Source organism: Williamsia sp. 1135 (assembly GCF_002095395.1).
Taxonomy (GTDB): Bacteria; Actinomycetota; Actinomycetes; order Mycobacteriales; family Mycobacteriaceae; genus Williamsia.
The window spans coordinates 1-25,155 of record NZ_MJEI01000085.1 but is presented as its reverse complement, the minus strand read 5'-3'; the positions used below and the strand labels follow the sequence as shown (position 1 = coordinate 25,155).

At 65.7% G+C, this 25,155-nt stretch carries 21 protein-coding genes; 7 read left to right on the top strand and 14 right to left on the bottom strand.

All coding sequences use genetic code 11. From position 1 onward, the window contains the following. Nucleotides 1-71 precede the first annotated feature (71 nt). The 4 genes from BFL43_RS10445 to BFL43_RS28905 all read left to right on the top strand — a co-directional run bounded on the left by BFL43_RS10445 (nt 72) and on the right by BFL43_RS28905 (nt 2,924). Nucleotides 72-764 (top strand): YcnI family protein, encoded by a 693-nt coding sequence (locus BFL43_RS10445; protein WP_084892484.1) that lies wholly within the window; start codon nt 72-74, stop codon nt 762-764. Further along, entirely contained in the window at nt 761-1,276 is a 516-nt protein-coding gene (locus tag BFL43_RS10440) for a copper resistance CopC family protein (protein ID WP_084892483.1), read from the top strand. Before BFL43_RS10445 ends, BFL43_RS10440 begins: the two co-directional genes overlap by 4 nt. Before the next feature lie 3 nt (nt 1,277-1,279). Next, nucleotides 1,280-2,206, top strand: coding sequence for a CopD family protein (locus tag BFL43_RS10435; protein ID WP_084892482.1), 927 nt, complete (start codon nt 1,280-1,282; stop codon nt 2,204-2,206). A 67-nt stretch (nt 2,207-2,273) separates the two neighbouring features. Next, entirely contained in the window at nt 2,274-2,924 is a 651-nt protein-coding gene (locus BFL43_RS28905; protein ID WP_084892535.1) for a hypothetical protein, read from the top strand. A 68-nt stretch (nt 2,925-2,992) separates the two neighbouring features. Here BFL43_RS28905 and BFL43_RS10425 read toward each other — a convergent pair whose 3' ends face one another. The 4 genes from BFL43_RS10425 to BFL43_RS10410 all read right to left on the bottom strand — a co-directional run bounded on the left by BFL43_RS10425 (nt 2,993) and on the right by BFL43_RS10410 (nt 7,307). Continuing rightward, a complete protein-coding gene (locus BFL43_RS10425; RefSeq protein WP_084892481.1) occupies nt 2,993-4,792 on the bottom strand; it encodes an alkyl sulfatase dimerization domain-containing protein in 1,800 nt (599 codons plus the stop codon). A gap of 162 nt (nt 4,793-4,954) precedes the next feature. Beyond that, on the bottom strand, nt 4,955-6,508 hold the full coding sequence (locus BFL43_RS10420) for a succinic semialdehyde dehydrogenase (protein WP_084892480.1): 1,554 nt from the start codon (nt 6,506-6,508) through the stop codon (nt 4,955-4,957). Nucleotides 6,509-6,521: 13 nt separating this feature from the next. Then, a complete protein-coding gene (gene rraA / locus BFL43_RS10415; RefSeq protein WP_084892479.1) occupies nt 6,522-7,007 on the bottom strand; it encodes a ribonuclease E activity regulator RraA in 486 nt (161 codons plus the stop codon). A 54-nt stretch (nt 7,008-7,061) separates the two neighbouring features. Beyond that, nucleotides 7,062-7,307, bottom strand: coding sequence for an RNA-binding S4 domain-containing protein (locus BFL43_RS10410; RefSeq protein ID WP_084892478.1), 246 nt, complete (start codon nt 7,305-7,307; stop codon nt 7,062-7,064). A gap of 119 nt (nt 7,308-7,426) precedes the next feature. Here BFL43_RS10410 and lysX point away from each other — a divergent pair, with 119 nt between their 5' ends. The 3 genes from lysX to BFL43_RS10395 all read left to right on the top strand — a co-directional run bounded on the left by lysX (nt 7,427) and on the right by BFL43_RS10395 (nt 12,563). Continuing rightward, complete coding sequence (gene lysX, locus BFL43_RS10405; protein WP_240498187.1) at nt 7,427-10,720, top strand: bifunctional lysylphosphatidylglycerol synthetase/lysine--tRNA ligase LysX; 3,294 nt, start codon at nt 7,427-7,429, stop codon at nt 10,718-10,720. A 204-nt stretch (nt 10,721-10,924) separates the two neighbouring features. Then, entirely contained in the window at nt 10,925-11,665 is a 741-nt protein-coding gene (locus BFL43_RS10400; protein WP_143695242.1) for a hypothetical protein, read from the top strand. Between the two features lie 25 nt (nt 11,666-11,690). After that, entirely contained in the window at nt 11,691-12,563 is an 873-nt protein-coding gene (locus BFL43_RS10395) for an alpha/beta hydrolase (protein WP_084892476.1), read from the top strand. Here BFL43_RS10395 and BFL43_RS28900 read toward each other — a convergent pair. The 10 genes from BFL43_RS28900 to BFL43_RS10350 all read right to left on the bottom strand — a co-directional run bounded on the left by BFL43_RS28900 (nt 12,553) and on the right by BFL43_RS10350 (nt 24,893). Further along, nucleotides 12,553-12,720: a hypothetical protein gene (locus BFL43_RS28900; RefSeq protein WP_168176599.1), complete on the bottom strand. Its 168-nt coding sequence runs from the start codon at nt 12,718-12,720 to the stop codon at nt 12,553-12,555. The two genes, BFL43_RS10395 and BFL43_RS28900, sit on opposite strands and share 11 nt — an antisense overlap. Nucleotides 12,721-13,004: 284 nt before the next feature. Then, entirely contained in the window at nt 13,005-13,913 is a 909-nt protein-coding gene (locus tag BFL43_RS10390; protein WP_084892533.1) for a cutinase family protein, read from the bottom strand. Nucleotides 13,914-14,024: 111 nt separating this feature from the next. Next, nucleotides 14,025-15,491, bottom strand: coding sequence for a glutamate synthase subunit beta (locus BFL43_RS10385; RefSeq protein WP_084892475.1), 1,467 nt, complete (start codon nt 15,489-15,491; stop codon nt 14,025-14,027). Then, nucleotides 15,484-20,067, bottom strand: a complete 4,584-nt coding sequence (gltB, locus tag BFL43_RS10380) for a glutamate synthase large subunit (protein ID WP_084892474.1) — start codon at nt 20,065-20,067, stop codon at nt 15,484-15,486. The genes BFL43_RS10385 and gltB overlap by 8 nt, the downstream gene beginning before the upstream one ends. 335 nt (nt 20,068-20,402) lie before the next feature. Further along, nucleotides 20,403-21,014: a response regulator transcription factor gene (locus tag BFL43_RS10375; protein ID WP_084892473.1), complete on the bottom strand. Its 612-nt coding sequence runs from the start codon at nt 21,012-21,014 to the stop codon at nt 20,403-20,405. Further along, nucleotides 21,011-22,030: a sensor histidine kinase gene (locus tag BFL43_RS10370; protein WP_240498191.1), complete on the bottom strand. Its 1,020-nt coding sequence runs from the start codon at nt 22,028-22,030 to the stop codon at nt 21,011-21,013. The genes BFL43_RS10375 and BFL43_RS10370 overlap by 4 nt, the downstream gene beginning before the upstream one ends. A gap of 82 nt (nt 22,031-22,112) precedes the next feature. After that, nucleotides 22,113-22,763 (bottom strand): PaaI family thioesterase, encoded by a 651-nt coding sequence (locus tag BFL43_RS10365; protein WP_084892471.1) that lies wholly within the window; start codon nt 22,761-22,763, stop codon nt 22,113-22,115. 54 nt (nt 22,764-22,817) lie between these two features. Continuing rightward, a complete protein-coding gene (locus BFL43_RS10360; protein WP_084892470.1) occupies nt 22,818-23,114 on the bottom strand; it encodes an antibiotic biosynthesis monooxygenase in 297 nt (98 codons plus the stop codon). A 49-nt stretch (nt 23,115-23,163) separates the two neighbouring features. Next, entirely contained in the window at nt 23,164-23,964 is an 801-nt protein-coding gene (locus BFL43_RS10355; protein ID WP_084892469.1) for an ABC transporter permease, read from the bottom strand. Continuing rightward, complete coding sequence (locus tag BFL43_RS10350; RefSeq protein WP_084892468.1) at nt 23,964-24,893, bottom strand: ABC transporter ATP-binding protein; 930 nt, start codon at nt 24,891-24,893, stop codon at nt 23,964-23,966. The genes BFL43_RS10355 and BFL43_RS10350 overlap by 1 nt, the downstream gene beginning before the upstream one ends. Between the last annotated feature and the right edge of the window lie 262 nt (nt 24,894-25,155).

Genomic DNA, 25,155 nt, shown 5'->3' with positions numbered 1-25,155 from the left:
GCCTCCTCCTCCCCCACCACCCGCCTCTCGTGCGCGGGTGGCATCACTGCGATATCAAGTCAGGAACAACCATGTCTTCATTTTCACGACGCGCCCGTGTCCTCGGTGCGTCACTCGCCGCCGCCACCGTGGTCGGCGGTCTGAGCCTGCTCGGCGCCGGCGTCGCGGCGGCACACGTCACCGCGGCCGGCGACGACCTCACGCAGGGCGGCTACGGCGTCATCACGTTCCGGGTCCCCAACGAGTCGGACACCGCGAGCACCACCAAGGTGGCGGTGACATTGCCGAATCTCAAATCCGCTCGTACCGAACCGATGCCGGGCTGGACCGCCGAGATCACCAAGGATCCGGCCAGCGAGGAGGCGACCTCCGTGACCTGGACGGCCGCCCCCGGGAACCCAGGCATCAATCCCGGTGAGTTCGTTCAATTCCGGCTCTCCGGCGGACCGCTGCCCGAGCAGGCGACGGTGACACTACCGACGGTGCAGACGTACTCCGACGGTGAAGTGGTGGCGTGGGATCAGCCGACGGTGGAAGGCCAGCCCGAGCCGGACAAGCCTGCTCCGACCGTGACGCTGGGGGCCAAGACCGCCGATGGGCACGGCGCCGACACCGCAACCCACGAGGAGGACACCCAGAGCAGCGCCGAATCGTCCGAATCGAACACCGACAACACCGCGCGTTGGCTCGCCGGTACCGGAATCGTATTGGGCGCCTTGGGCATCGGCGTGGCGGTCGGCGCACTGGCCCGCAAGCGCTCGTGAGGCGGTTGGCGCTGACCATCGGCGCGATCGCAATAGCACTGCTGACGACGTTCGCGTTCGCTCCGACGGCATCGGCACACTCGGCGCTCGTCAGCTCCGACCCCGCGAACGGGGCGTCCGTCAGTGCCGGACCTCCGACGGTGACGCTCACGTTCAACGAGCCACTGCAAGAGAGCTTTCCGGCGTTGACCGTGGTGGGGCCCGATCGTAACTACTGGCAGGACGGCGAACCGACCGTCACGGGCCGTAGCGTCAGCACGCAGTTGCGCGAGCTCGGGCCTGCGGGCGAGTACCTGATCAACTATCGGGTGACCTCGGCGGACGGACATCCGGTCGAGGGTCAGCTGACGTTCACCCTCACCACCGCTGGCCAAGGCACTCCCGGCGCCTCCGTCGATGACGACGACGAATCCTCGTCCTCGGGCATCCCGGTGTGGCCGTTCATCGTGGTCGCGGTGGTCGTGTTCGGAGGCGGTCTGGCCGTCGCACTCCGCCTGCAGCGCAGGAAGTAGACCGTGCGGGCTGCGGGCACGACGCGTCGTGAATGGTTGATCGGTGCCGTGCCCGCGGCCTGGCTCGGAGTCGGGTTGTGCTGGGTGATCGCCCGCCCGGCCGGTCCCGAGATGGATGCCGCGGCAAGCGCGGTGGCCATCTGCGCGGCCATCACCGTGCTGGGGTTGACCAGCCTGCGGGTGCTCGGTGGAGAACCCACCGAACCGCGGGCGCTGCAGTTGACCGCGATCCTGGCCGGCGTCTGGTTCGTGGCCGCGCTGGTCGCCGCCTGGCTCGGGGTCGCCGAGCGGACCGGGCGCTCCCCCGGAGCCGTCGGATTGTCGGACTTCGTGCGGGTGAGCGGGGCGACGCCGGCCCTGATCGGCACCGGATGCGCGCTGCTGGTGGCGGTGTTCGCGGTGGTCTGGATGTTCCGGCCGACGATGGCGGTTCCCGAGGCCGCTGCCGCAGTGACCGCTCTCGGACTGCTGATCGGACCCGTCACCGGTCACCTCGGTCAGCAGACCGGCGGGCCGGTGCTGGTCGCCGTCCACGTCCTCTCTGCGGGTTGGTGGTGCGGCGCACTGGCAGCGCTGGCGCTGACCGTTCGAGGCCGCAAGGGCTGGGCGACGAGCCTGCCACTGTTCTCCGGATACGCCCAGTGGTGCGTTCTCGTCCTGTTCGTCACCGGCGTGGTGGCGGCGTTTCTCGAACTCGATTCGCTCGGTGAGCTGACGGGTACCGGCTATGGCCGCATCCTGCTGGCCAAGTCCGCAGGTCTTGCGATGCTGATCATCGTTGCCTTTCGTCAGCGCACCACCTGGTTGCCCGCGGCACGCGCGCACCGCATCGGCGAAGAGGTGTCCCTGCGGCGCGCCATCACCGAAGTCATGCTCATGGCGCTGGTGATCGGCCTCGCCGCCGGCTTGGGAACCACCGCACCCAATTGAGCCGACTCGGTCGGTACCGGGCATGATTGACGAGGACGCAGCCGAAAGCGAAGGAGCGCAATCTTCCATGGCCGACCCGGATCCGAACTCCCTTGCCGATCAGCCTTCTCCTGACGGGCCCGGGACTCCACCGGCAAAGAAGGCACCTGCGAAGAAGGCGGCCGCCAAGAAAACTGCTCCGGCGAAAAAAGCCGCGCCGGCGAAGAAGGCCCCCGCAAAGAAGGCTCCCGTGAAGAAGGCGGCGGCAAAGAAGGCACCTGCGGAGAAGGCTCCGGTGAAGAAGGTAGCCGCCAAGAAGGCACCCGGGAAGAAGGCCGCACCCACGACAGACTCGGTGCCTGCCGCCAAGTCTGCCGCGGCGAAGTCGGCGCCTCGGAAGCCACCGACGAAGAAGGGTCCCGACAAACCGGGTAACACCGCGCCACCCAAGTCGACACCCGCTCAAGCGGTGGCACCTGCACCTCCGCCCGCGCCGCCTGCGGCGCCGAAACCTGTTGCGCCCGAGCCAGTCGTGAAGGAGCCGGTTCGGTCCGAGCCCACTCCCACCGAGGGGCCCACCCCCACCGAGGAGCACAGCGCCCGGTTCACCGCCCTCAAGCGCACCGAGCCCACGCCGGTGCCCGAGCCGTCCCGGCAGGTTCCGGTGGTCAGTCTCGGATTGGCGCTACTCGGTGCGGTGGCGATCCTGCTCGTGCGCTGGTGGAGGCGTAGGAGATGAAGAGCGCCGAGCGACAACGACTTTGAAGGTACTGCGCGGCGGTTTCCCGCAGCGGACCCGTCCTCCCGCTATGGGGTGACGATGGCGAATGCCGGATCGGGGTCGCCGGTCAGTCCGACGATCGTCGAGATGGTTCCCGAATCACCGTCCATCGCTATGCCGTCGGTGCCGGCGCCGGCGAGTAGTCCGAGCAGTTGCGCTTTGGTGAGCGTGACCACGAGGTCGGCCGGGTCGGTCCGCTGTGTCGGGTAGTGGATGAGGACGCCGTTGGACAGCTCCATCCGGTAGGTTTCGTCGGAATCGGTGAAGTGCCACCGGACCGACGCGGTGGCGTCCCAGGCGCGGGGGCCGTCGATGCGAATGGCGAGACTGTCGAAGACCTGCGTGATGGTCAACGCGGTGGCCATTCCCGCAGCACTGACGTCAGATGCGTGGGTGGGACCGTTCACCTCGTCGGCACCGACGAGGTAGTTGTTGCGCCACGTTGCGCACTCGGACCCATATCCCAGTTGTCTCAGCACGTTCTCGAGGACCTCCCTCGCGCCGGCATGGCCTGGCTCGGCGAATACTGCATGACTGGCCAGTTCGGCCGCGAAACGCAGGTCACCCTCCTCGGCGAACTCGGTGGCCTTCGCGACGGCCGCATCGATACCACCGAGTGCGCGAACATAGCGGGCACCGGACGCTTCCGGAGGGTGCTGCCACAGATGTGCGGGATTGCCGTCGTACCAACCGAGGTACCGCTGGTAGATCGCTTTCACGTTGTGGCTGACCGAACCGTAATACCCATGGGTGTGCCACACCGCATCCAACGCGGGGGGCATGGCGAAGTCTTCGGCGATCTCGGTACCGGTGAGACCGCGGTTGAGCTGACGCAGTGTCTGATCATGCAGGTAGGCGTACAGGTCGCGTTGCTCGGTGATGAACTGAATGAGTTCGGCTGTGCCCCAGGTCGGCCAGTGGTGCGAGGCGAACGCGACGTCGGAATCGTAGGCGAACATCTCGATCGCCTCGGCGAGGTACCGCGACCAGTTGCGGGCGTCGCGTACCTCGGCCCCGCGCAGCGTGAGTAGGTTGTGCAGGTTGTGAGTGGCGTTCTCTGCCAAGCACAATGCGCGGTGATCAGGGAAGTAGAAGTTCATCTCGGACGGGGCTTCGGTGCCCGGTGTCACCTGGAAGATCATCCGCACGCCGTCGAAGGTCTCTTCTTGTCCGGTGTGGGTGATGTCGAGAGTAGGTGCGATGAGCCCGACGGTTCCCTTCGACGTACTGGGCCCCAAACCCGCACCCAGAGTGCCGGTCGCGCCGACGTCGAGCACCATGCCGGTGTGGAACATTCCGCGCCGCAGCATCGCCCCTCCGGCGTAGACGTTCTCGGAGACAGCGTGCTCGAGAAAGTGCTCCGGCGCGATGATGGGCACGTCGGTGTCGGCGTCGACCACGCCGAGCACCCCACCGAAATGGTCGATGTGCGAGTGGGTATAGATGACTGCGCTCACCGGTCGGTCGCCGCGATGCTCGCGGTACAGCGCAAGCCCGGCCGATGCACATTCGGCGGACACGAGCGGGTCGATCACGACCACACCGGTGTCACCCTCGACGAGGGTCATGTTCGACAGGTCGTAGCCACGAATCTGGTAGATGCCTGCGGTGACCTCGAAGAGGCCGTGAATCGCAGTCAGCTGCGCCTGGCGCCAGAGGCTGGGATTCACAGTGTCGGGACAGTCACCGGTGGTTGCCGCGGCAAACCCGTCCGCGTCGTACACCACCCGGCCATCGTCAGCGCTGATCTTCGCGGGCTCCAACGTGGCGATCAAGCCGCGATTGGCATTGTCGAAATCGGTGCGATCGGAAAAGTCGGCAAACATTGCGCTCCCTCGACGAAGTTGCACGAACGCTATCGCAGTCAGCCGCTGTCCGTGCATGTTTCGCGTAGCCGTCGCCGCTACCTGGCCGGGATTAACGACCTGTCTATTCGGCGTACATCAATCCTTCGCACACACTGGAAAGGCAACGCACGCCTGGTGCGTTTACCGTCCGGGCAGGAACTTCAGCGACTTGATGAAGGTCGGCACGATCCGCAGGAACAGACTCCGTGGCACGCCCTTGATGCCGCCGAGACCGATGACCCGCTGTTCGGCGACGGTCTGCGGCTCGGTGTACTTCAGCAACCCCTCGGCGCCGTGGCGGCGCCCGACCCCGGAGATCCCCATCCCGCCCATCGGAGCGGCAGTGGAACCCCACGCGGCGGCGTATCCCTCGTTCAGGTTCACCGTGCCCGCCCGCAGTTCCGCGGCGATCTTGCGGCCCTCGTCCGACGACCCTGCGAAGACGCTGGCGTTCAACCCGTATTCGGTGTCGTTGGCTCGTTTCACCGCTTCGGCCACGGTGTCCACCGGATAGATCGCGACAAGTGGCCCGAAGGTCTCGGCCGCAAAGCACTCCATACCCTCGGCGACTCCGGTCAGCACGGTCGGCTCGAAGAAGAACGGTCCGAGGTCGTCACGGCGGTTACCGCCTGCCAGGACCACCGCGCCTTTCTCTTTGGCATCCGCGACATGGGCGGCGACAGTGTCGACCTGGGCCGCTGAGGCGAGCGATCCCATCTCAGTGGTGAAGTCGTACGCGCTGCCCAGTTTCATTTCGGCGACCCGTTTGGCGAACTTCGCCGAGAACTCCTCGGCGACGGGGTTCTCCACGTAGATGCGTTCGATGGAGATGCACAGCTGCCCGGAGTTGGAGTAGCAGGCGCGCACAGCCCCCTCGACCGCGTTGTCGATGTCCGCGGTCTTGGTGATGATCATCGGGTTCTTGCCCCCGAGTTCGGCGGAGAAGCCGATCAGGCGGCGACCGCACTGTTCGGCGAGCTGCGCGCCCGTCGCCGACGAGCCGGTGAACATCAGATAGTCCGCCTTGGCGACAATCGCTTGTCCCACAACTGAACCCGGACCCGGGACCACTGCGAACAGTTCCTTGGGCAGACCGGCTTTGTAGAGCAGCTCCACCATCGCCAGCGCGCAATACGGCGTCTGGCTGTCCGGCTTGAGGACCACGGCATTGCCGGCCATCAAGGCGGCCAGGCCGTCCGACACCGCGAGGGTCATCGGGTAGTTCCACGGCGAGATCACACCGACGACACCCTTGGGCTGATAGCGCACCCGGGCGTCCGTCGCGAGCGGCAGCATGCCTTTGACCTTGCCCGCGGCGAGCAGCTTCGGGCCGGTCTTGGCGTAGTGCCGTGCGGTCATCGCGACGTCGAGCACCTCTTCCTGGGCATAGCTTCGCGCCTTGCCCGTCTCGGCCTGCGCCATGTCGGCCAGCGCGTCGAGATTCTTCATCACCAAGGCGGCGAACTCGATGAGCACCGCCGCCCGCTCACGTGGCCACACCTGCGCCCACGGGCGCTGTGCTGCGCGCGCGATCTCGAACGCGGCATCGACGTCCTCGGCGGTACCCACCGGAACCGTCGTCATCTCGGTGCCACTGAACGCCTCCAGCACCGGTCGCGTCGGCCGGGATCCGAGGTCGTCGATCGCGATGAGTCCGCGCAACCGGTCAAATGTCGCTGTATCTGGTTTCGCCATGATTCTTCTTCCCCTATTCAGACGCGACGAGGACGATGCCGTCGTCGTCGCTGTACGCCAGATCGCCGGGAGTGAAGGTGATGCCACCGAGCTCGACGGGCACATCACGCTCCCCTGCGCCGGACTTGGTGGACTTGCGGGGATTGGTCCCCAGCGCCTTCACGCCGATGTCCAGGGTCCCGATGATCTTGGCGTCGCGGATCGCGCCGTTGACGATGATCCCCGCCCAGCCGTTGGAGCGACCCAGTTCCGCAATCACATCACCGACGAGGGCGGTGTGCAGCGATCCGGAGCCGTCGATCACCAGCACCCCACCGTTGCCCGGCTCGCCGAGAACCTCCTTGAGCAGGGCATTGTCCTGCAGGCAGCGCACCGTCGTGACCCGGCCGGCGAACTCACGCCTGCCCCCGTATTGGGTGAGTTGAAGATCGCAGCTGCGTACGTCCGGGCCGATCTCGTCTACCAGATCAGCCGTCGCCACAAAGGTCGTCTCAGTCATGGACAACAGCGTAACGACTCGTACTTACTCACCGGTAACAAGGCTTCGTGTCGGTCACCAATTGATGTCCGGTTCCGGCGCATCTCCGGACCCGACGACCGCCTCGGTACCACCGATCTCCACCACGTCTCCGATCACCAGTTGCCGGCCCCGTCGGGTCTCGGTGTCACCGTTGACGCTCACCAGCCCGTCGGCGATCACTTCTTTCGCTTCCGACCCGGATTCGATCAAATTTGCGAGTTTCAAGAACTGGCCCAGGCGGATGGTGTTGTCGCGGATCGGAATTGTTTCTCGGCTCACCGTTCAATCATCGCATCGCCACGCTAACGTTACGTCGGACCAGCCGTGGAAAGGCAACACCTGTGAGCGTGGATTTACCTGAAAGCCAGGAATTGGCAAGGCCAACCGAGCATCACATGGTGCGGAGGACCGTCCCGTCGGGATTTTTCAAGAACGCACCCCGGCACACGAGTTGGGTGGTCGGCGTTCTCGCCGCGATATCCCTCATCAGCAGTCTCTCGGTGCAATTCCGCCGGCTCACGGAAGTGCCTCGCACGTACGTCGACAATTACATTGTCGTTGCCCCCGACACCAGTTTCGCGTGGGCATTCGTGCTGGCGCTGTTGGCGTTTGCTCTCGCTTCGCGAAAGCGGATCGCCTGGTGGCTCACCGTCGTCTACATCCTGCTGTTCGGCACGGCCAACGTCATCTATCTGTTCGAGCCCTTCGCCTCCGAGAACGGTGTCGACACGGTGGTCCGGGTCAACATCTTCATCGGCCTCGCGATCCAGTTGCTCGCTCTCGGCTATCTCATAGCCAGTTACCGGCAGTTCTATACGAAGGTCCGCCGAGGCGCGATCTGGCGTGCGCTCGGTGTTCTCGTCGCCGGTCTGGTCGCGGCTTCCCTGATCGGTTGGGGCCTGGTGGAGATCTGGCCGCGCGACCTGAAGCAGTCCGAACGGTTGCCCTACGCGATCAACCACGTCGTGACCTTCGGCTCGATCGACGTCTCCACCGACTTCGACAACCACCACACCTACGCCGCGCTGGAGACCTTCCTCGGCCTGCTCGGTGCCCTGGCACTCATCGCGGCCGCGCTGATCCTGTTCCGGTCGCAGCGCTCCAGCAACTCCATGACGCCTGCGGACGAACGCCTCATCCGCTTGCTGATCGAGGGGTACAGCGGCGACGATTCGCTGGCGTTCTTCTCCACCCGGCACGACAAGGCTGTCGTCTTCGCTCCGAACGGCATGGCGGCGATCACCTACCGCGTCGAAGTCGGCACCGCCATGGCCGGCGGAGACCCCGTCGGCGACAAGAAGTACTGGCCCGAAGCGGTTGCCGAGTTCATCAAGGTCTGCGATCAATACGGATGGCATCCGGGTGCGATCGGCGTCAGCATCCACGGGGCCGAGGTCTGGGAAGCGGCTGGATTCACCACGCTGAACATCGGTGACGAGGCGATCGTCCACACCCGCGGATACAACCTCAACGGTCCGGACATGAAAGCCGTGCGGCAGTCGGTTGCCCGTACCAAGCGCGCTGGGATCACGGTGCGTATCGCCCGTCACGAAGACCTGAGCGAAGAGCAGATGGGCGCGATGATCGGCCGCGCCGACGCCTGGCGTGACACCGACGAAGAACGCGGCTTCTCCATGGCGCTCGGCCGCCTGGGCGATCCGCAGGACGGCCGGTCGATCCTCGTCGAAGCAGTGCAGAACGCCGGTACCGACGACGAGAAGGTCGTCGGCATGCTCTCGTTCGTGCCGTGGGGCACCACCGGAGCCTCGCTCGACGTGATGCGCCGCGACCACAACTCGATCAACGGGCTCACCGAGACCATGGTGACCGAGTTCGCCGAGAACGCCGAGGCGTTCGGGATCCTGTACATCTCGATGAACTTCGCCGCCTTCCGCGCCGTGTTCGAAGAGGGCGGCCAGATCGGCGCGGGCCCGATCATGCGCACTATGTACGGCGCATTGACCTTCGCATCCAAGTACGTGCAGATGGAATCGCTCTACAAGTCGAACGCCAAGTATCAGCCCGAGTGGGTGCCGCGCTTCCTCTGTTTCGAAGATGCCCGGACGGTTCCGCGAGTCGGGCTCGCGGCCGTCGTCAACGAGGGGTTCGTGAAACTCCCCAAGTTCGGCAAGGGCCGGGACTTCACCGGGCAGGCGTCGTCGATCCCCGAGGGTGTCGACGTCGATGCCGTCGCCGCCGAGATCGCCGGTATGGAGAAGGCCGAGCACCGCGGTCCGCGGCGGCCCGAGCAGGTCCGCGTCCGGCTGGCGAAACTCGAGCAGCTCACCGCCGCGGGCGTCGACCCCTATCCACCCGCCTATCCCCCCACCCACACCATCGCCGAGGCGGTGGCCGCCCCCGAGGGGACGACCGGCCGGATCGCCGGTCGCGTCATCCGCATGCGCGACTTCGGCAAGGTCGTCTTCGCTGACCTCCGCGACTGGAGTGGCGACATGCAGGTCCTCGTTGACGCGAGCGCACTGCGTCCCGACACCTTGGACCTGGCGAGCACCGTCGACCTCGGGGATCTCATCGAGGTCAGCGGTGTCGTCGGCCGCAGCCGCAAGGGCGAGCTGTCGCTGCTGGCCAAGGACTGGCGGATGCTCGGCAAGTGCCTGCATCCGTTGCCCGACAAGTGGAGTGGCCTGACAGATCCCGAGGCCCGCGTCCGCCAGCGGTATGTGGACCTGACGATCAACCCCAAGGCGCGCGAGCTGATGCGCGTGCACAGCGCGATCGTGAAGTCGATGCGGGACTATCTGGGTGGTCGCGACTACATGGAGGTCGAGACCCCGATCCTCCAGCAGATACACGGCGGCGCCAACGCAGCGCCGTTCCGCACGCACATCAACGCCTATGACCTCGACCTCTATCTGCGCATCGCGCCGGAGCTCTACCTCAAGCGACTGTGCGTCGGTGGGCTGGAACGCGTCTTCGAGATGGGCCGCAACTTCCGCAACGAGGGCGTGGACTTCAAGCACAACCCCGAGTTCACGAGCCTGGAAGCCTATGAGGCACACAGCGATTACGATCGGATGCTGCATCTGACCCGGGAGATGATCCAGAACGCCGCTGTTGCCGCACACGGCGAGCAGGTGGTCTACATCGAGGGCAAGGACGGGGAGATCGAGAAGGTCGACATCTCCGGCGAGTGGCCGGTGAAGACGCTGCACGGCGCGGTGTCCGAGGCGATCGACGAAGAAGTCACCCCGTACACCGACGTCGACACCCTCAAAGCGTTGTGCGACAAGCACGAGATCCCCTACCGCAACGACTGGGACGCCGGACAGGTGGCGCTCGAGATGTACGAGCATCTCGTCGAGGATCAGACGACGTTCCCGACGTTCTACAAGGACTTCCCGACGTCGGTGTCGCCGCTGACCCGGCAGCACCGGACCATTCCCGGTGTCACCGAGCGCTGGGACCTGGTGGCGTGGGGGGTCGAGCTGGGTACCGCCTACACCGAGTTGACCGATCCGGTGGAGCAACGCAAACGCCTCACCGAGCAGTCACTGCTGTCGGCCGGCGGCGACCCCGAGGCGATGGAACTCGACGAGGACTTCCTGCAGGCCCTCGAACACGGAATGTTCCCGACCGGTGGTCTGGGCATCGGTGTCGACCGGATCGTCATGCTCCTCACCGGGCAGTCGATCCGCGAAACCCTCGCGTTCCCGCTCGCCAAGCCGAAGTGACGTCGCTACCGGAACCGCCGACCGTGCCGATAACGCCGCCGACCGTGCCAAAGATCGCATCGAGCGTGCCAAAGATGCCGCTCGAGATCGGGGCCCCGAGGCCTGACGCGATGACATCGGCACGGTCGACGGCTGGTTCGGCACGGTCGACGGCTGGTTCGGCACGGTCGACGGCCGGTTCGGCACGGTCGGCGGGCTGAATCAGTGGACTGGTACATCAAGCACATCGTCGACACCGGCCGGTCCGCCGCGCTGGTGGCGTTGATCGGGTTCGTCGTCACCTACGGGATCACCCGCGCGATCACCCGGAAGATCAAGGCCCGCAGTGCGGCGCCGCCGACGGAGGACGCCGATGCCGGCGGCGCCGTCAACGACATCTACATCGGTGGCGTGCACATCCACCATCAGGTGTGGGGCATCCTGCTGATCCTCGTGGCCGGTCTGCTCGAGTTCCGCTTTCAGCCCGACTCCCCATGGCGCGAGGTCCTCGCCGCCATGTTCGGGATCGGCGCTGCGCTGGCCCTCGACGAGTTCGCCTTGTGGCTTCACCTCGAAGACGTCTACTGGTCCGAAGAGGGCCGTAAGTCGATCGACGCCGTCATGATCGCAGCCGTCGTGGGTCTGGCCCTGTTGGTGGGGACCTCACCGATCGGCGTCAACGAGCCCGGCGCAAACACGCTCGGCATCCTGGTGACCGCCGGCAGCGTCGTCATCCACATCACCTATTCCGTCATCACCCTGCTCAAGGGCAAGCTGGCCACCGGATTGATCGGGCTGCCGGTGCCGCTGCTCGGATTCGTCGGAGCGTGCCGGCTGGCCCATCCGACCTCGTTCTGGGCAAAACGGTTCTACTCCCCGAAGAAGATCGCGCGCGCGGAGCGGCGCTACGAGAAGTACGTGAACCGACGCGAACGGATGCGTGACCTCGTCGGCGGGCGCGAGTAGAGCTACCCGGCCTAAACTTGCGCAGGTGCAGCCACCCGGGAGGTTCCACGCGATTGCGGGGCTTCGTACCCATGTCGTGGTCGACGGTGAGGGGCCGCCGCTGCTGTTCCTCGCGGCGTTGGGCGGCAACTGGTTCGACTTCGATCAGGTCACCGAGATCCTCCGGGACCGCTACACGGTGATCCGGTACGACCGGCCCGGTTATGGCCTGTCCGACCCTTTGCCTCCCGGCCAGATCCCGTCGATCGCCGCGGAGGTCGACCGGATCGACGCAGTCCTCGACGTCCTCGGGATCGCCGAACCCGTCCTGCTGGCCGGGCACTCCCTGGCGTCGCTCTACGTCGAGGGCTACGCGAGGAGTAGACCGGACCGGGTCGCGGGCGTGATCATGCTCGACGGCTCGTACGTGATGCTTCCGCTGCAGCTGGTGCCACCCGGCTGGAGCAACCGGCTCGCGCATGTGGCGGCGCGGTTCATCAAGGCCCTGCGTCTGCCGCGGTCGGCCGGGATCAAGGGACACGCGATCGCGACGTCGCCGGGTCCGCCGGGCGGATTCACCGCGACGCAACGCCACTGGATATCCGAGGTGTTCAACGGAACCCGATTCCCGCGGGCTCTCTTGGTCGAGCAGGCGGCGTTCGGGGTTCTCAACTCGCAGCTGGTTGCGCTGCGGCGGACCCATCCGCTGACTGCGCCGGTCCACGTCGTGTCGGCGCTACCGGGACGACGCACGCCGGTGCGGCTGTTCTGGAACTGGAAGCAGCGTCGCTATGCGCGATTCCTCGGCGCTACGTATACGCCGGTGATCCCGGCGCGGCACTTCTTCATCGTGCAGCAACCCGACGTCGCCGCGAGATTGATCGGCGATTTCGCCGCCGGGGTGACCGTCAGAGGTTGAAGCTGCGGAGTTCGGCCGTGGTGACGAGTCGTTCGCCGTTCTCGGGCAGCCGCCGCGCGAGACGCCGGTGGGCGATGTACCCATCGGACCCGAAGATATGCGGGGTCATTCCGAGCAGTTGAGTGCGGCGGCGGGTGCGGGGGTTCGCCAGCTTCACGACGGATCACATCCTGTTTAGTGCAGTGAATACTTTTGTCGATACTGTATGTCGTCGGCCGGCACATCGCCAGTCGGGACACAAGCATCTCTCGCGATATGTCGCCAGGACCAAAAGCGTTGTTACTCTTCGCAGGTCATCGCGACAACATCTCCAAACGCTGTGACGTGGGCCACGTTACGCCGGTGCGGGCGCCCTATCGGGCAGAACACGCGGGCGAGTCACATCTGTCCCACTGATCACACGATGGGGTGGCCTGACCCTCAGGTCGGCTACGCGGAAGGTCAGGCGAGGCCTGCAAGATAGTTCTGTGCCCACTGCAGTGCGGTGACGCCCGGCTCCACCTGGAAGTTGGCGTAGTCCCCGTGCGAACCGGACTGCAGGAAACGGTTGAACGCGACGATCTGTGCGCGTGCCTTCTCGTTGCTCAGTTCGTCGACGAGTGCGCCCGGTCCACCCTTGGTCACCAGCTCGCTGACGATCGCCCAGGCCTCGGCCTGGTACTGAGCGAGCTGATCGGGGTTGGGGTCACTGGTCTCCGCAAGGTAACCGGCGATCCGCGAGACGTAGTAGTCGCGCGGAATGTTGCAGTACTGGTCGCCGGGCTCGCAGATCGTGAAGGTGCGATCACTGACCCAGCCGAATCCGCCCTGGCGGGGTCCACCGTTGCCTTCACCGGACAGCTTGGGACCGATGAGCGCGTCCCTCTTGGTGCGTCGCGGATCCGAGATCAACACGGCGCCCGCGAACTGGCTCGGCTTGATGACACCGCGTCGGGTGCCGACTTCGGCGGCGAAGTCGCCCGCAGCGTCGGCGCCTTGGCTGTAGCCGATCACCGCGACCTTGGTGGCGGGGCACCGTTTGGTCATGGTGATGGCCAGGCCCTCGGCGTTGGCGACGGCCTGGGCCTTCGACTTGCCGTAGATGCTGCCGCCGGTCTCCCACGGGAACGCGGTGGCGTTGTAACCGACCAGCTGGACCCGGGTCTCCGATCCGAGACCGGAGGTCGGGTACGACAACATGCCGGGCACCTGCCCGTCGGCCGAGTTCTCCCAGGTTCCCGGGATGGCCAGGACATAGAGCTCCGGGCAGTCCGCAGGATCAGCAAGCGCCGTCGGTGCGGATAGAACGCTGACGGTCCCCGCCGTCAAGATTCCTGCCGCCAGAGCACTGACCCACCGCCGCACACGCATGTACTGTCCTTCGTTCATAGATCGCGCCGGGCAGTTCCCCACCCGTCATCTGACTCGGAAGCTCCCCGGACCCGGACTCATCATTACAGTTCGGACTCGGTTTCGCGAGTCCTACCGCTGCGGCGCCTGCGTCGGGACGATCGGTGCCGGCAGCAGTGTCGCACCAGCGAGGAAACGGTCCGCAGCGGCGGCTGCAGCCCTTCCCTCGGCAATCGCCCAGACGATCAGCGACTGCCCACGACCGGCGTCTCCGGCGACGAAAACTCCGGGCACGGTCGTCTCGAAGTTGTCGTTACGCTTGACGTTTCCGCGCTCGTTGTAGTCGACGCCGAGCTTGTCGAGGAAGTCGGCACGCTCGGGTCCGACGAAGCCCATGGCGAGCAGGACGAGATCGGCCTCGAGTTCGAAGTCGCTGCCCTCCATCTTCTCCGGCCGGCCGTTGTTCATCTTGACCTCGTGCGCGCGCAACCCGGTGACCTTGCCGTCGTTGCCGACAAATTCCTCAGTGTTCACGGAGAACACCCGCTCGCCGCCCTCTTCGTGGGCGGAGGAGACCCGGAACATCAGCGGGTACGTCGGCCACGGGGTCGATTCGGCGCGCTCGTCCGGCGGCCTGGGCATGATCTCGAACTGGTGCACGATCTCGGCGCCCTGCCGGAGCGAGGTGCCGAGGCAGTCTGCGCCGGTGTCGCCGCCGCCGATGATGATGACCCTCTTGCCCTTGGCGCTGATCGGCGGTTGGCCCTCGCCGTCGAGGATGTCGTCGCCCTGCTGCACCCGGTTGGCCCACGGCAGGAACTCCATCGCCTGGTGGATGCCGTCGAGATCTCGTCCGGGGATGGGCAGGTCGCGACCCTGGGTCGATCCGTTGGCGAGGATCACAGAATCGAAATCGGCCCTCAACTGCTCCACCGTGAGGTCGACACCGACGTTGACGCCTGGGCGGAACTGCGTGCCCTCGGCCTCCATCTGCTCGAGGCGGCGATCGATGTGCCGCTTCTCCATCTTGAACTCGGGGATGCCGTAACGCAGCAGTCCACCGATGCGGTCAGCCCGCTCGAAGACCGTCACATCGTGGCCGGCCCGGGTTAGCTGTTGCGCCGCAGCCAGGCCCGCAGGACCGGAACCGACGACGGCTACCGACTTGCCGGTCTTGGCCGACGGGAGTACCGGCTTGACCCAGCCCTCGTCGAAGGCATTGTCGATGAGTTCGACCTCGACCTGCTTGATGGTGACCGCCGGCTGATTGATGCCGAGCACGCACGACGCCTCGCAGGGCGCCGGGCACAACCGACCGGTGAACTCCGGGAAGTTGTTGGTCGCATGCAGGCGTTCGATGCCGTCGGCCCAGCGGTCCTTGTACACCAGGTCATTCCACTCGGGAATGAGGTTGCCGAGGGGGCAACCGTTGTGGCAGAACGGGATTCCGCAGTCCATGCAGCGACTGGCCTGGGTCTTGAGGGTGTCGTGATCGAAGTCCTCGTACACCTCTTTCCAGTCCATCAACCGCAGGGGCACCGGCCGCCGCTGGGGCAATTCCCGCTCGGTGTGCTTGATAAAGCCTCTTTGATCAGCCACGTGCGGCCTCCATTACTGCCTCGTCGACATCGCGCCCGTCCTGCTCGGCCGAGGCGATCGCCTGCAACACCCTCTTGTAATCCTGGGGCATCACCTTGACGAACTTCCGGGAGTTGCTGTCCCAGTCGCTCAGAATGCTCTCTGCGACCGGCGATCCGGTCTCGTTACGGTGCTTGCCGACGATGGTTTCGAGGAACTCGAGGTCCTCGGCTTCCAGCTCTTCGGGTAGCACCAGTTCCGTGTTCAGGTTGTCCTTCAGCACATTCGCCGGGTCGTACACGTAGGCGATGCCACCGGACATGCCGGCTGCGAAGTTACGGCCCGTCGGGCCGAGAACCACCACACGCCCACCGGTCATGTACTCACACCCGTGGTCGCCGACACCTTCCACAACTGCCGTCGCTCCGGAGTTACGCACGCAGAAGCGCTCGCCCACGACACCGCGAAGGAGGATCTCACCGCCGGTGGCACCGAATCCGATGACGTTGCCGGCAATGATGTTCTCTTCTGCCACAAAGCCTTCGGGCGCGTTGTCGGCCGGGCTGACCACGATCCGGCCGCCCGAGAGTCCCTTGCCGACGAAGTCGTTGGCGTCGCCCTTGAGGCGCAGCGTCACGCCCTTCGGAACAAACGCTCCGAAGCTGTTGCCCGCAGAACCCTTGAAGTCGATGATCACCGTGCCGTCCGGCAAGCCGTTGGCACCGTAGTTCTTGGTGATCTCGTGACCCAGCATCGTGCCGACAGTGCGGTTGACGTTGGCGATGTCGGACGAGAAGCTGACCCGCTCACCCTTGTCGATGGCGGCGCGCGCCTGGGCGATCAGCTGCTGATCGAGCGCCTTGTCCAGCGCGTGATCCTGGCTGCCCGAGCAGTACAGATCCTGGTTCATGAACGGCGAATCGGCCTGCGTGAGAATGGCCGACAGGTCGAGCTTGCCCGCCTTCTCCGACTTCCAGTGATTGAGCGCCTTGGCGGTGTCGAGCATCTGCACCTGGCCGACGGCCTCTTGCAATGTCCGGAAACCGAGGCGGGCCAACAACTCCCGAACCTCTTCGGCGATGAAGAGGAAGAAGTTCTCGACGAACTCCGGCTTTCCGGTGAAGCGCTCGCGCAGAACGGGGTTCTGCGTCGCGACACCTACCGGGCAGGTGTCGAGGTGGCAGACCCGCATCATGATGCAACCCGAGACCACCAGCGGTGCGGTGGCGAAACCGAACTCCTCACCGCCGAGCAGCGCCGCGACGACGACGTCGCGACCAGTCTTGAGCTGGCCGTCGACCTGCACGACGATGCGGTCGCGCAGTCCGTTGAGCAGCAGGGTCTGCTGGGTCTCGGCCAGACCGAGTTCCCAGGGTCCGCCGGCGTGCTTCTCACTCGTCAGCGGCGTCGCACCGGTGCCACCATCGTGACCGGAGATCAGCACGACGTCGGCATGGGCCTTCGAGACACCGGCAGCAACTGTTCCGACACCGACCTCGGAGACTAGTTTCACGTGAATCCGAGCTGCCGGGTTCGCGTTCTTCAGGTCGTGGATCAGCTGCGCCAGATCCTCGATCGAGTAGATGTCGTGGTGCGGCGGCGGCGAGATCAGTCCGACACCAGGTGTCGAACCACGGACCTCGGCGACCCACGGGTACACCTTGTGCGGCGGAAGCTGTCCGCCCTCACCGGGTTTCGCACCCTGAGCCATCTTGATCTGGATGTCGGTGCAGTTCGTCAGGTAGTGCGAGTTGACGCCGAAGCGGCCTGAGGCGACCTGCTTGATGGCACTGCGCCGCCAGTCACCGTTCTCGTCGGGCTCGAAGCGGCGCACGTCTTCGCCGCCCTCGCCGGAGTTCGAGCGACCGCCAAGACGGTTCATCGCGATCGCGAGGGTCTCGTGGGCCTCCGCCGAGATGGAGCCGAAGCTCATCGCGCCGGTGGAGAACCGCTTGACGATCTCGCGCGCCGACTCGACCTTGTCGATGGGGATGGGATCGCGGTCGTCGAAGTTGAAGTCGAAGAGTCCACGCAGCGATGCCATGCGCTTGGACTGGTCGTCGACGAGCTTCGTGTACTCCTTGAACACCGAGTACTGACCGGTGCGGGTGGAGTGCTGCAACTTGAAGACGGTGTCCGGGTTGAACAGGTGGTATTCGCCCTCGCGGCGCCACTGGTATTCACCGCCGACCTCGAGCTCGCGGTGCGCCCGCTCTTCGGGCCGACCGGTGAACGCCACGGTGTGACGGGTGGCGACGTCTGCGGCGATCTCGTCGAGGCCGATGCCACCGAGATGTGACCGCAGTCCGGTGAAGAACTCGTCGACGGTGTCCTGGTTGATACCGATGACCTGGAAGAGCTGGGCGCCGGTGTAGGACGCCAGGGTGGAGATGCCCATCTTGGACATCACCTTGAGCACGCCCTTGCCTGCGGCCTTGATGTAGTTCTTCTGCGCGGTCTTGTAGTCGAGCCCACCGAGCGCGTCACGCAGCGCCATGTCCTCGATGGTCTCGAGGGCCATGTACGGGTTGATCGCGGCGGCACCGAAGCCGACGAGTGCGGCCATGTGGTGCACCTCGCGGGCGTCACCGGCCTCGACGAGGAGCCCGACCTGGGTGCGGGTCCTCTCGCGGACGAGGTGATGGTGGACGGCCGAGGTCAGCAGCAGCGACGGGATCGGCGCGAGGGTCTCGTCGGACTCGCGGTCCGACAGGACCACCAGGCGAGCGCCGCCGGCGATGGCCTCCGAGACCTGCCTGCGGACGTCGTCGAGGGCTTTGCGCAATCCGGCGCCGCCGTCGGCGACCGGGTACAGACCACGGATCTGCACGCTGCGGTAATCGGCGAAACGCTCGTCCTCCCCCAGACGCACGAGCTTGGCCAGGTTGTCGTTGTCGAGGATCGGCTGCGGCAGCACGATCTGCTTGCACGACTCCGGACCCGGGTTGAGCAGGTCGGCCTCGCGGCCGATCGTGACACCGATGCTGGTGACAACCTCTTCGCGGATGGCGTCGAGCGGCGGGTTGGTGACCTGGGCGAACATCTGCTGGAAGTAGTCGAACAGCATCCGGGGGCGCTGCGAGAGCACCGCGATGGGAGTGTCGGTACCCATCGAGCCGATCGCTTCGGCACCGGTGCGGGCCATCGGCTCGACCAGCAGGCTGATCTCTTCGGTGGTGTATCCGAAAACCTGCTGGCGCAGTTTCACCCGATCGTGCGCCATGTGGCTGTGCGGCTCACCGGGCAGGTCGTCCAGGTGCTTCATGCCCTCGTCGAGCCACTCCTGGTACGGGTGCTCGGCGGCGAGCTCGTCCTTGATCTCGTTGTCGTCGACGATGCGGCCGGCGGCGGTGTCCACGAGGAACATCCGGCCGGGCTGCAAGCGCAACTTCTGCACCACGTCACCGTGATCGATGTCGAGGACACCGACCTCCGACGCCATCACGACCAGTCCGTCCTTGGTGACCCAGATCCGGCTCGGGCGCAGTCCGTTTCGGTCGAGGACAGCACCGATCAGGGTGCCGTCGGTGAAGCACACCGACGCGGGGCCGTCCCAGGCCTCCATGAGCGTCGAGTGGTACTCGTAGAAAGCCCGGTGCTCCGGCTTCATCGACTCGTGACGCTCCCAGGCTTCCGGGATCATCATGAGCACGGCGTGCGGCAGCGAGCGTCCACCGAGATGCAGCAATTCGAGCACCTCGTCGAACCGCGCGGTGTCGGAAGCGCCTTCGGTGACGACGGGGAAGATCTTCTCGCCGGTGCCCTCACCGAACACGCTGGTGTCGATGAGCGCCTCGCGCGCCCGCATCCAGTTCTCGTTACCGGTGGCGGTGTTGATCTCACCGTTGTGGGCGACGCGGCGGAACGGGTGGGCCAGCGGCCAGCTCGGGAAGGTGTTGGTGGAAAAGCGCGAGTGGACCAGGCCCAGCGCACTCTCGACACGGTCGTCTTGCAGGTCCACGTAGAAGCCCCGCAGCTGCGGGGTGGTCAACATGCCCTTGTAGACGAAAGTACGTCCGGAAAGACTTGGGAAGTAGACCGTTTCACGGCCCGGGCCGTCCTGCCCGGCGCCCTTGTTGCCGAGTTCGGTCTCGACCCGCTTGCGCACCACGTACGCACGACGCTCGAGGTCGTCACCGGCGGCACCGGCGATGAAGATCTGGCGGAACGTCGGCATCGCGTCACGGGCCAGTGCGCCCAGCGAACTCTCGTCGATGGGGACATCGCGCCAGCCCAGGACGGTCAGGCCCTCGGACGTCACGATCTTCTCGACGCCGTCACAGGCGGTCTTGGCGTCGCCGGAGCCCTGCGGAAGGAACGCGACACCGGTGGCGTAGGAGCCCTCGGCGGGCAGATCGAAGTCGACCACGGCGCGGAAGAACGCGTCGGGGACCTGGATCATGATGCCGGCGCCGTCACCGGTGTTCGGCTCGGCGCCGGCGGCACCTCGATGTTCGAGGTTCACCAGTGCCGAGATCGCCTTGTCGACGATGTCGCGACTGCGTCGACCATGCATGTCGACGACAAAAGCAACACCGCACGAGTCGTGCTCGTTCTGCGGATCGTAGAGCCCTATGGGGCCGGGAGCGTGCTTCATACTTATTCGCCCTTAACATCGCGCCCACGCGGGGCGCACCGTTTCAGCAGAGGATACGGCAAGTGAGCTGGGACTTACCCCGTTAGGCAAGCCTTAAATCACGTCCACCAGCGCTGACACTCCACAGGTGGGCTGCACCTCTTACTCCAGGCCAGCGCCGTTGCTGACCGCAGATGATCGGAAGATCATTGCACGAAGGATCACCCCGGCAATGAGCATCGAATCATTTTCTCACGCCACCCTCGCCGTATTGAAATCGGCGACCTCAATGCCTCCACCACGCGAGCCGACAGAACTCGACTTACGGGCGCCACTTGTGCTCGACCAGCCGGCCGTCAGAGCCAGCCCCGCTGCTGCGCGATGCGGGCGGCCTGAGCCCTGGTCTCCGCGCCGGTCTTGCCGATGGCACTGGACAGGTAGTTGCGTACGGTTCCCGCCGACAGGTGGACCTGCGCCGCGATCTCGGCCACCGGCGCTCCGGCCAGCGCGATGGTGAGCACGTCGCGTTCGCGTTGGGTGAGCGGATTGCCTCCGGCGGTGAGACTTTCGGTCGCCAACGTGGGATCGATGACCCGCAGACCCGCATGGACGCGGCGCACCGCGTCGGCGAGTTCCGCGGCGGGGGTGTCCTTGACGACAAAACCCGAGGCGCCTGCCTCCACGGCTCTACGCAGGTATCCAGGCCTTCCGAACGTGGTGACGATGAGGGTCCTGACCTGCGGGAGTTCGGTGTGCAGGAGTGCCGCCACCTCGATACCGTCGGCGCCCGGCATCTCGATGTCGAGCAGACAGACATCGACAGCCGACGCGCGGGCCTGCTCGAGCACCTCGTCGCCTCGTCCGACCTGGGCAACCACATTCAGGTCGGGCTCCAGATTCAGCAGTGCCGCCAACGCTCCGCGAACGAGGGCCTGATCGTCGGCCAGAAGTAGTCGTATCTCGCTCATGACACCGTCACCTCGATCGTCGTGCCGGTTCCGTCGTCACCGACGACGCGCAGCGTGCCACCGGAGTCCTGAACGCGTTCGCGCAGCCCGCGCAGGCCGTTCCCGTCGGCCGGTCCCTGCAGACCGACGCCGTTGTCGGTGACCTCGATCCGGTTCTCCCCCAGCGTGACCCGAGCCTGCGTCGCGCCTGAGTGGCGCACCACGTTGGTGACGGCCTCGCGCAGGGTCCACGCAAACAGGATCCGGTGGGCCGGATTCACCACGTCGACGTCTGCGGGCAGTGCCGGCTCGATCCGGGCCGCGACGAGCGCGGTGCGAGCCGAGAGCAGTTCGGTGGCCAGATCCGGGGACCGCAACCCTCCGACCGTCGCCCGGATCTCGGCCAGCGCCTCGCGTGAGATCCGGTGCAGATCAGCCAATTCGGCCTTGGCTGCAGTCGGGTCGACATCGACGAGCCTGCCGGCGAGCTCCGATTTCACCGTCATCACCGTGAGGGAGTGGCCGAGGATGTCGTGGACGTCACGCGCAACTCGTTCCCGTTCCGCGACCACCGCGAGTTGTCCGTTCAGTCTTCGCGACGCGGCGGCGGATTGCTCCCGCAACTCCTCGCGGGATCGCAGGACGCGGACGGCGAGCAGCGTCGGGCCGACCACCAGCAGCATCACCACGATGCTCGTGTCGAGGGACCAGCCGTCGACGATCTCCGGCGTGAGTATCGCGGCTCCGAGAAGGAACACGCAGGTCGCCACCGCGATCGGCAGAGGGAACGCAAAGGCCGAGACCGCCATCAGGTACGGCGCGAGAGCGAAGATGTTCTCGCCGAGCGTCACCATCGCGGCCCCGGCCAGAGCGATCAGCAGTAGGAAGACCGCTATCGAGTTCCGGGTTCGAGCTGCTTCGCTGAGTCCTCGCCGGAACAGGACGTAGACGCAGGCGAGGACATAGACGAGCGCAAAGCACCCGAGCACGGTCAGGGTGAAGATGCGCTCGGTGGTACTGAGCGTGTCCGACGACATCACCGAAGCAACCGGATAGATCAGAAACAGCAGCCAGACGGCAGCAAAGCCCCAACGGACGTCTCGCCACGGGTCGAGCCGACTACTGCTCCGAGCCCCAGAGGTTCCCTTTGCCGCGGGCCCACTTCGGGACGATGAAGACCCCACGCGCCTCCACGGTGACACCTTCGGCATCAGAGATGCTCCCGACGACAAACGTCTTGTACTGCTCGTCGCGGTCGATCCGCGCCTCGACCCGCAGTGGTCCCAGCGGGGTCGCGCGCAGGAACTTGATCTCGATTGTCCCGGTGAGATTGGTCCGGCGTCCGAAACTGCCCGTCTCTCCGAGGATGTGGTCGAGCAGCAGCGCAGCCACTCCTCCGTGGACCAGTCCGGGAGGGCCCTCGTAGGCGGCACCCAGGTCGACTTCTGCCCACGAGCTGCCCTTCCCGTCGTGATTGATCACCATCGGCGGGGCCGCGGCGTTGCGTAGTCCCACCGCCGCATTGCCCCACGCCATGCTCTTGCCTGTCGGGGTGACCCGCACCCCATACGCGCCGTCGAGCTGCTTCGTCCGAAGTCGGGCGGTGGCGGCCTCGATCTCGGCTTGCACTGCGAGGAGCGTGTCCTCGTCGACCTCCGCGCGGATGGTCGCGTCCACCAGATCCCGGACGGCGTCGGTGAACGAGCCGTACAGGCCACGAAGCCGTTCGAGTTCGGCGTCGTCCACATCCTCTTGCGCGAAGTGCAACATGCAAGAACTAGAACATGTTTCTGTTTTAGTTGTCCAGGATCAGAACCGCAGAGCTCAGATGCTGTCGTCGGTGTGGTACGAGGTGAGGCTGGGAGCGCCGGCAAGCAGCGGGCCCAGTTCGGTGATCGCACCTTCACCCGCCCGGAACTCGCGGTACTTCGCGTCCTGCTCCACCGACGCCCACCGCTCGAGGATCACCCAGCGCGTCGGATCCTGCGCGTCGACGAGGACCTCGACCGATTCGCATCCGTCGAACGCCCGCGTCTCGTTCAGAGCCCGCTTGAACACTGCCGTCGCTTCTTCGAGGGCTTCGGGCTTGAACTTCACTTCGAGGAGGGCGGTGAGGGACATGTGGAATCTCCGGTCTGTGGTCGCGACGTGTGGTCACTGTCGAAGTTACCTACTGACGCGCCGTGCTCTTGCGGTAGTAGTGAATTGCCGCATATCCGAATATCGCTGCCCACACGGCGATGTTGACGAAGCAGACCAACAGCGAGATGTGATCGCCGTACGCGGTGACGCCACCGGTGATCGGATAGTTCGCCAGCTGGCTCACTCCGAACATCGGCGTGAACATGGAGAACGTCAGCATCGCGCCCTTGAGTGGGACGAACACGTTGCCCGCGAACGCCAGCAGCGTCAGGACCCCACCGAGCACCTGGGTGGCGGCGTCGGACTTCAGGGCGCTGCCGACTGCCAGGCCGAATGCGGCGAACAGCGCCGAACCGAGCCACCCGAGCAAGACCGCGGCGACCCAGTCACCGAGGGGCGCACTCGCACCGGTCGCCACGCCGACCGCCGACAGCAGGATCAGCGGCAGCGCGGCGACGGTGAGTGCGACGAGCACCTTCGACACCACGTAGGCCGCCGGTGTCATCGGGGTCATCCGGAGAGTTCTCGTCCAGCCGGCCTGCTGTTCCAGAGCCACCGACGCGGCGGTGGTCGTCGTGGCGAGGATCGCTCCGTAGATCGCCATGTGGATCATGACGTACGCCGCGGTGTTCGCGCTGCCGATCTTGTCGCTGCCGTAGTCGGCGGTGGCCCCGAAGACCAGGTACATCAGCGTGGGCACGGCCAGGGTGAAGATCATCGCTCGCCGATTCCGCATCACCCGCCGGAGGTCGAGGCGGACATAGGTAGTGGAGAAGCCGCGCAGGACACCTGTCCTCGAATGCGCGGCCGGGCTGGTCAGGGTGGCCATCAGCGGATCCTCTCGGGTGTTGCGTTCTGTTGGTGATCACTGGTCAGCACGACGAAGGCGTCTTCCAGGTTGTGGGAGGTGATCTCGACGTCGCGAGCCCCTGTTGCGGTGAGCAGGTGGCGGGCGAGCGCATCGGAGTCCGGCGTACGCAGATGGTGGCGACCACCGCGCTCGGTGACGTCGGTCAACTCCGGAAACGCTGCGCGGACCGTCGCGAGATCGTTGCGATCGAGAACGGCCGAGACGGTACGGCCGCTCGCCTGTGCCCGGATGCTCGCCGTCGAACCATCCGCGACGATCTGGCCTTTCGCGACCATCACGATGCGGTCGGCGAAATCGTCGGCCTCCTCGAGGTAGTGGGTGGCGAACACCACCGTCCGGCCGCTCTGCGCGTCGGCGCGCATCGTCGCCCAGAACGCTCGCCGTGACTCGACGTCCATCCCGGCTGTCGGTTCGTCGAGGACGATGAGGTCGGGATCGGGCAACAGCGCCAACGCGAACTTCAGCCGTTGCTGTTCACCGCCGGAGCATTTGGAGACCTTTCGGTCGGCAATGTCCGTCAGCCGGGCTCGCTCGACGACCCCGTCGACGGCGGCGGCTGCACCAAACGTGCCGGCGACGATGCGTACGGTCTCCGCGACAGTGAAGTCAGGCAGCAGCCCTCCGGTCTGCATCACTGCGGCGATCCGGCCGTTCCCCGCTGCTGTCACCGGGTCGGTACCGAACACCCGGACTGTCCCTGAATCGGGCGAGGACAGTCCGAGCATCATGTCGATGGTGCTCGTCTTGCCTGCGCCGTTCGGGCCCAGGAACGCGACGATCTCGCCCGCACCGATGCGCAGATCGATCCCGTTGACGGCCCTGACGGGTCCCTTCGAGGAAGCGAACGTCTTGGTCAGTCCGCTCAGTTCTATTGCGGTTGTGGTCATGAGAGAAACACTGCTGCAACCGGAGCTGTCGCACCCACTGCCGATGTCACGAGAACCGCATGACAGATGTCATGCCGCTGCTGCCTCTCCGTCGACGGGGCGGCTCACACTATGGAGTTGTCAATGTTCGAGCCGCACCGGTGTCATCCGGTGCTGCGGTAGTAACTTCGGACTGCGTCGTCGTCTGGAGTTTCCCGTGAACTTGTAGGCCTGTTAGGCGGCGAGTGGTTCGTTGGTCATGGTCCGTCTGGCGTGCGACCGC

What these genes read in the sequence shown, in the direction of transcription:
- BFL43_RS10360 (WP_084892470.1), bottom strand. Translation starts at nt 23,114, where the DNA reads ATGTCCCTCACCGCCCTCCTCGAAGTGAAGTTCAAGCCCGAAGCCCTC.
- BFL43_RS10365 (WP_084892471.1), bottom strand. Translation starts at nt 22,763, where the DNA reads ATGTTGCACTTCGCGCAAGAGGATGTGGACGACGCCGAACTCGAACGG.
- BFL43_RS10425 (WP_084892481.1), bottom strand. Translation starts at nt 4,792, where the DNA reads ATGTTTGCCGACTTTTCCGATCGCACCGATTTCGACAATGCCAATCGC.
- rraA (WP_084892479.1), bottom strand. Translation starts at nt 7,007, where the DNA reads ATGACTGAGACGACCTTTGTGGCGACGGCTGATCTGGTAGACGAGATC.
- BFL43_RS10420 (WP_084892480.1), bottom strand. Translation starts at nt 6,508, where the DNA reads ATGGCGAAACCAGATACAGCGACATTTGACCGGTTGCGCGGACTCATC.
- BFL43_RS10350 (WP_084892468.1), bottom strand. Translation starts at nt 24,893, where the DNA reads ATGACCACAACCGCAATAGAACTGAGCGGACTGACCAAGACGTTCGCT.
- gltB (WP_084892474.1), bottom strand. Translation starts at nt 20,067, where the DNA reads ATGAAGCACGCTCCCGGCCCCATAGGGCTCTACGATCCGCAGAACGAG.
- BFL43_RS10375 (WP_084892473.1), bottom strand. Translation starts at nt 21,014, where the DNA reads ATGAGCGAGATACGACTACTTCTGGCCGACGATCAGGCCCTCGTTCGC.
- BFL43_RS28905 (WP_084892535.1), top strand. Translation starts at nt 2,274, where the DNA reads ATGGCCGACCCGGATCCGAACTCCCTTGCCGATCAGCCTTCTCCTGAC.
- BFL43_RS10390 (WP_084892533.1), bottom strand. Translation starts at nt 13,913, where the DNA reads ATGCGTGTGCGGCGGTGGGTCAGTGCTCTGGCGGCAGGAATCTTGACG.
- BFL43_RS10355 (WP_084892469.1), bottom strand. Translation starts at nt 23,964, where the DNA reads ATGGCCACCCTGACCAGCCCGGCCGCGCATTCGAGGACAGGTGTCCTG.
- BFL43_RS10445 (WP_084892484.1), top strand. Translation starts at nt 72, where the DNA reads ATGTCTTCATTTTCACGACGCGCCCGTGTCCTCGGTGCGTCACTCGCC.
- BFL43_RS10370 (WP_240498191.1), bottom strand. Translation starts at nt 22,030, where the DNA reads ATGTCGTCGGACACGCTCAGTACCACCGAGCGCATCTTCACCCTGACC.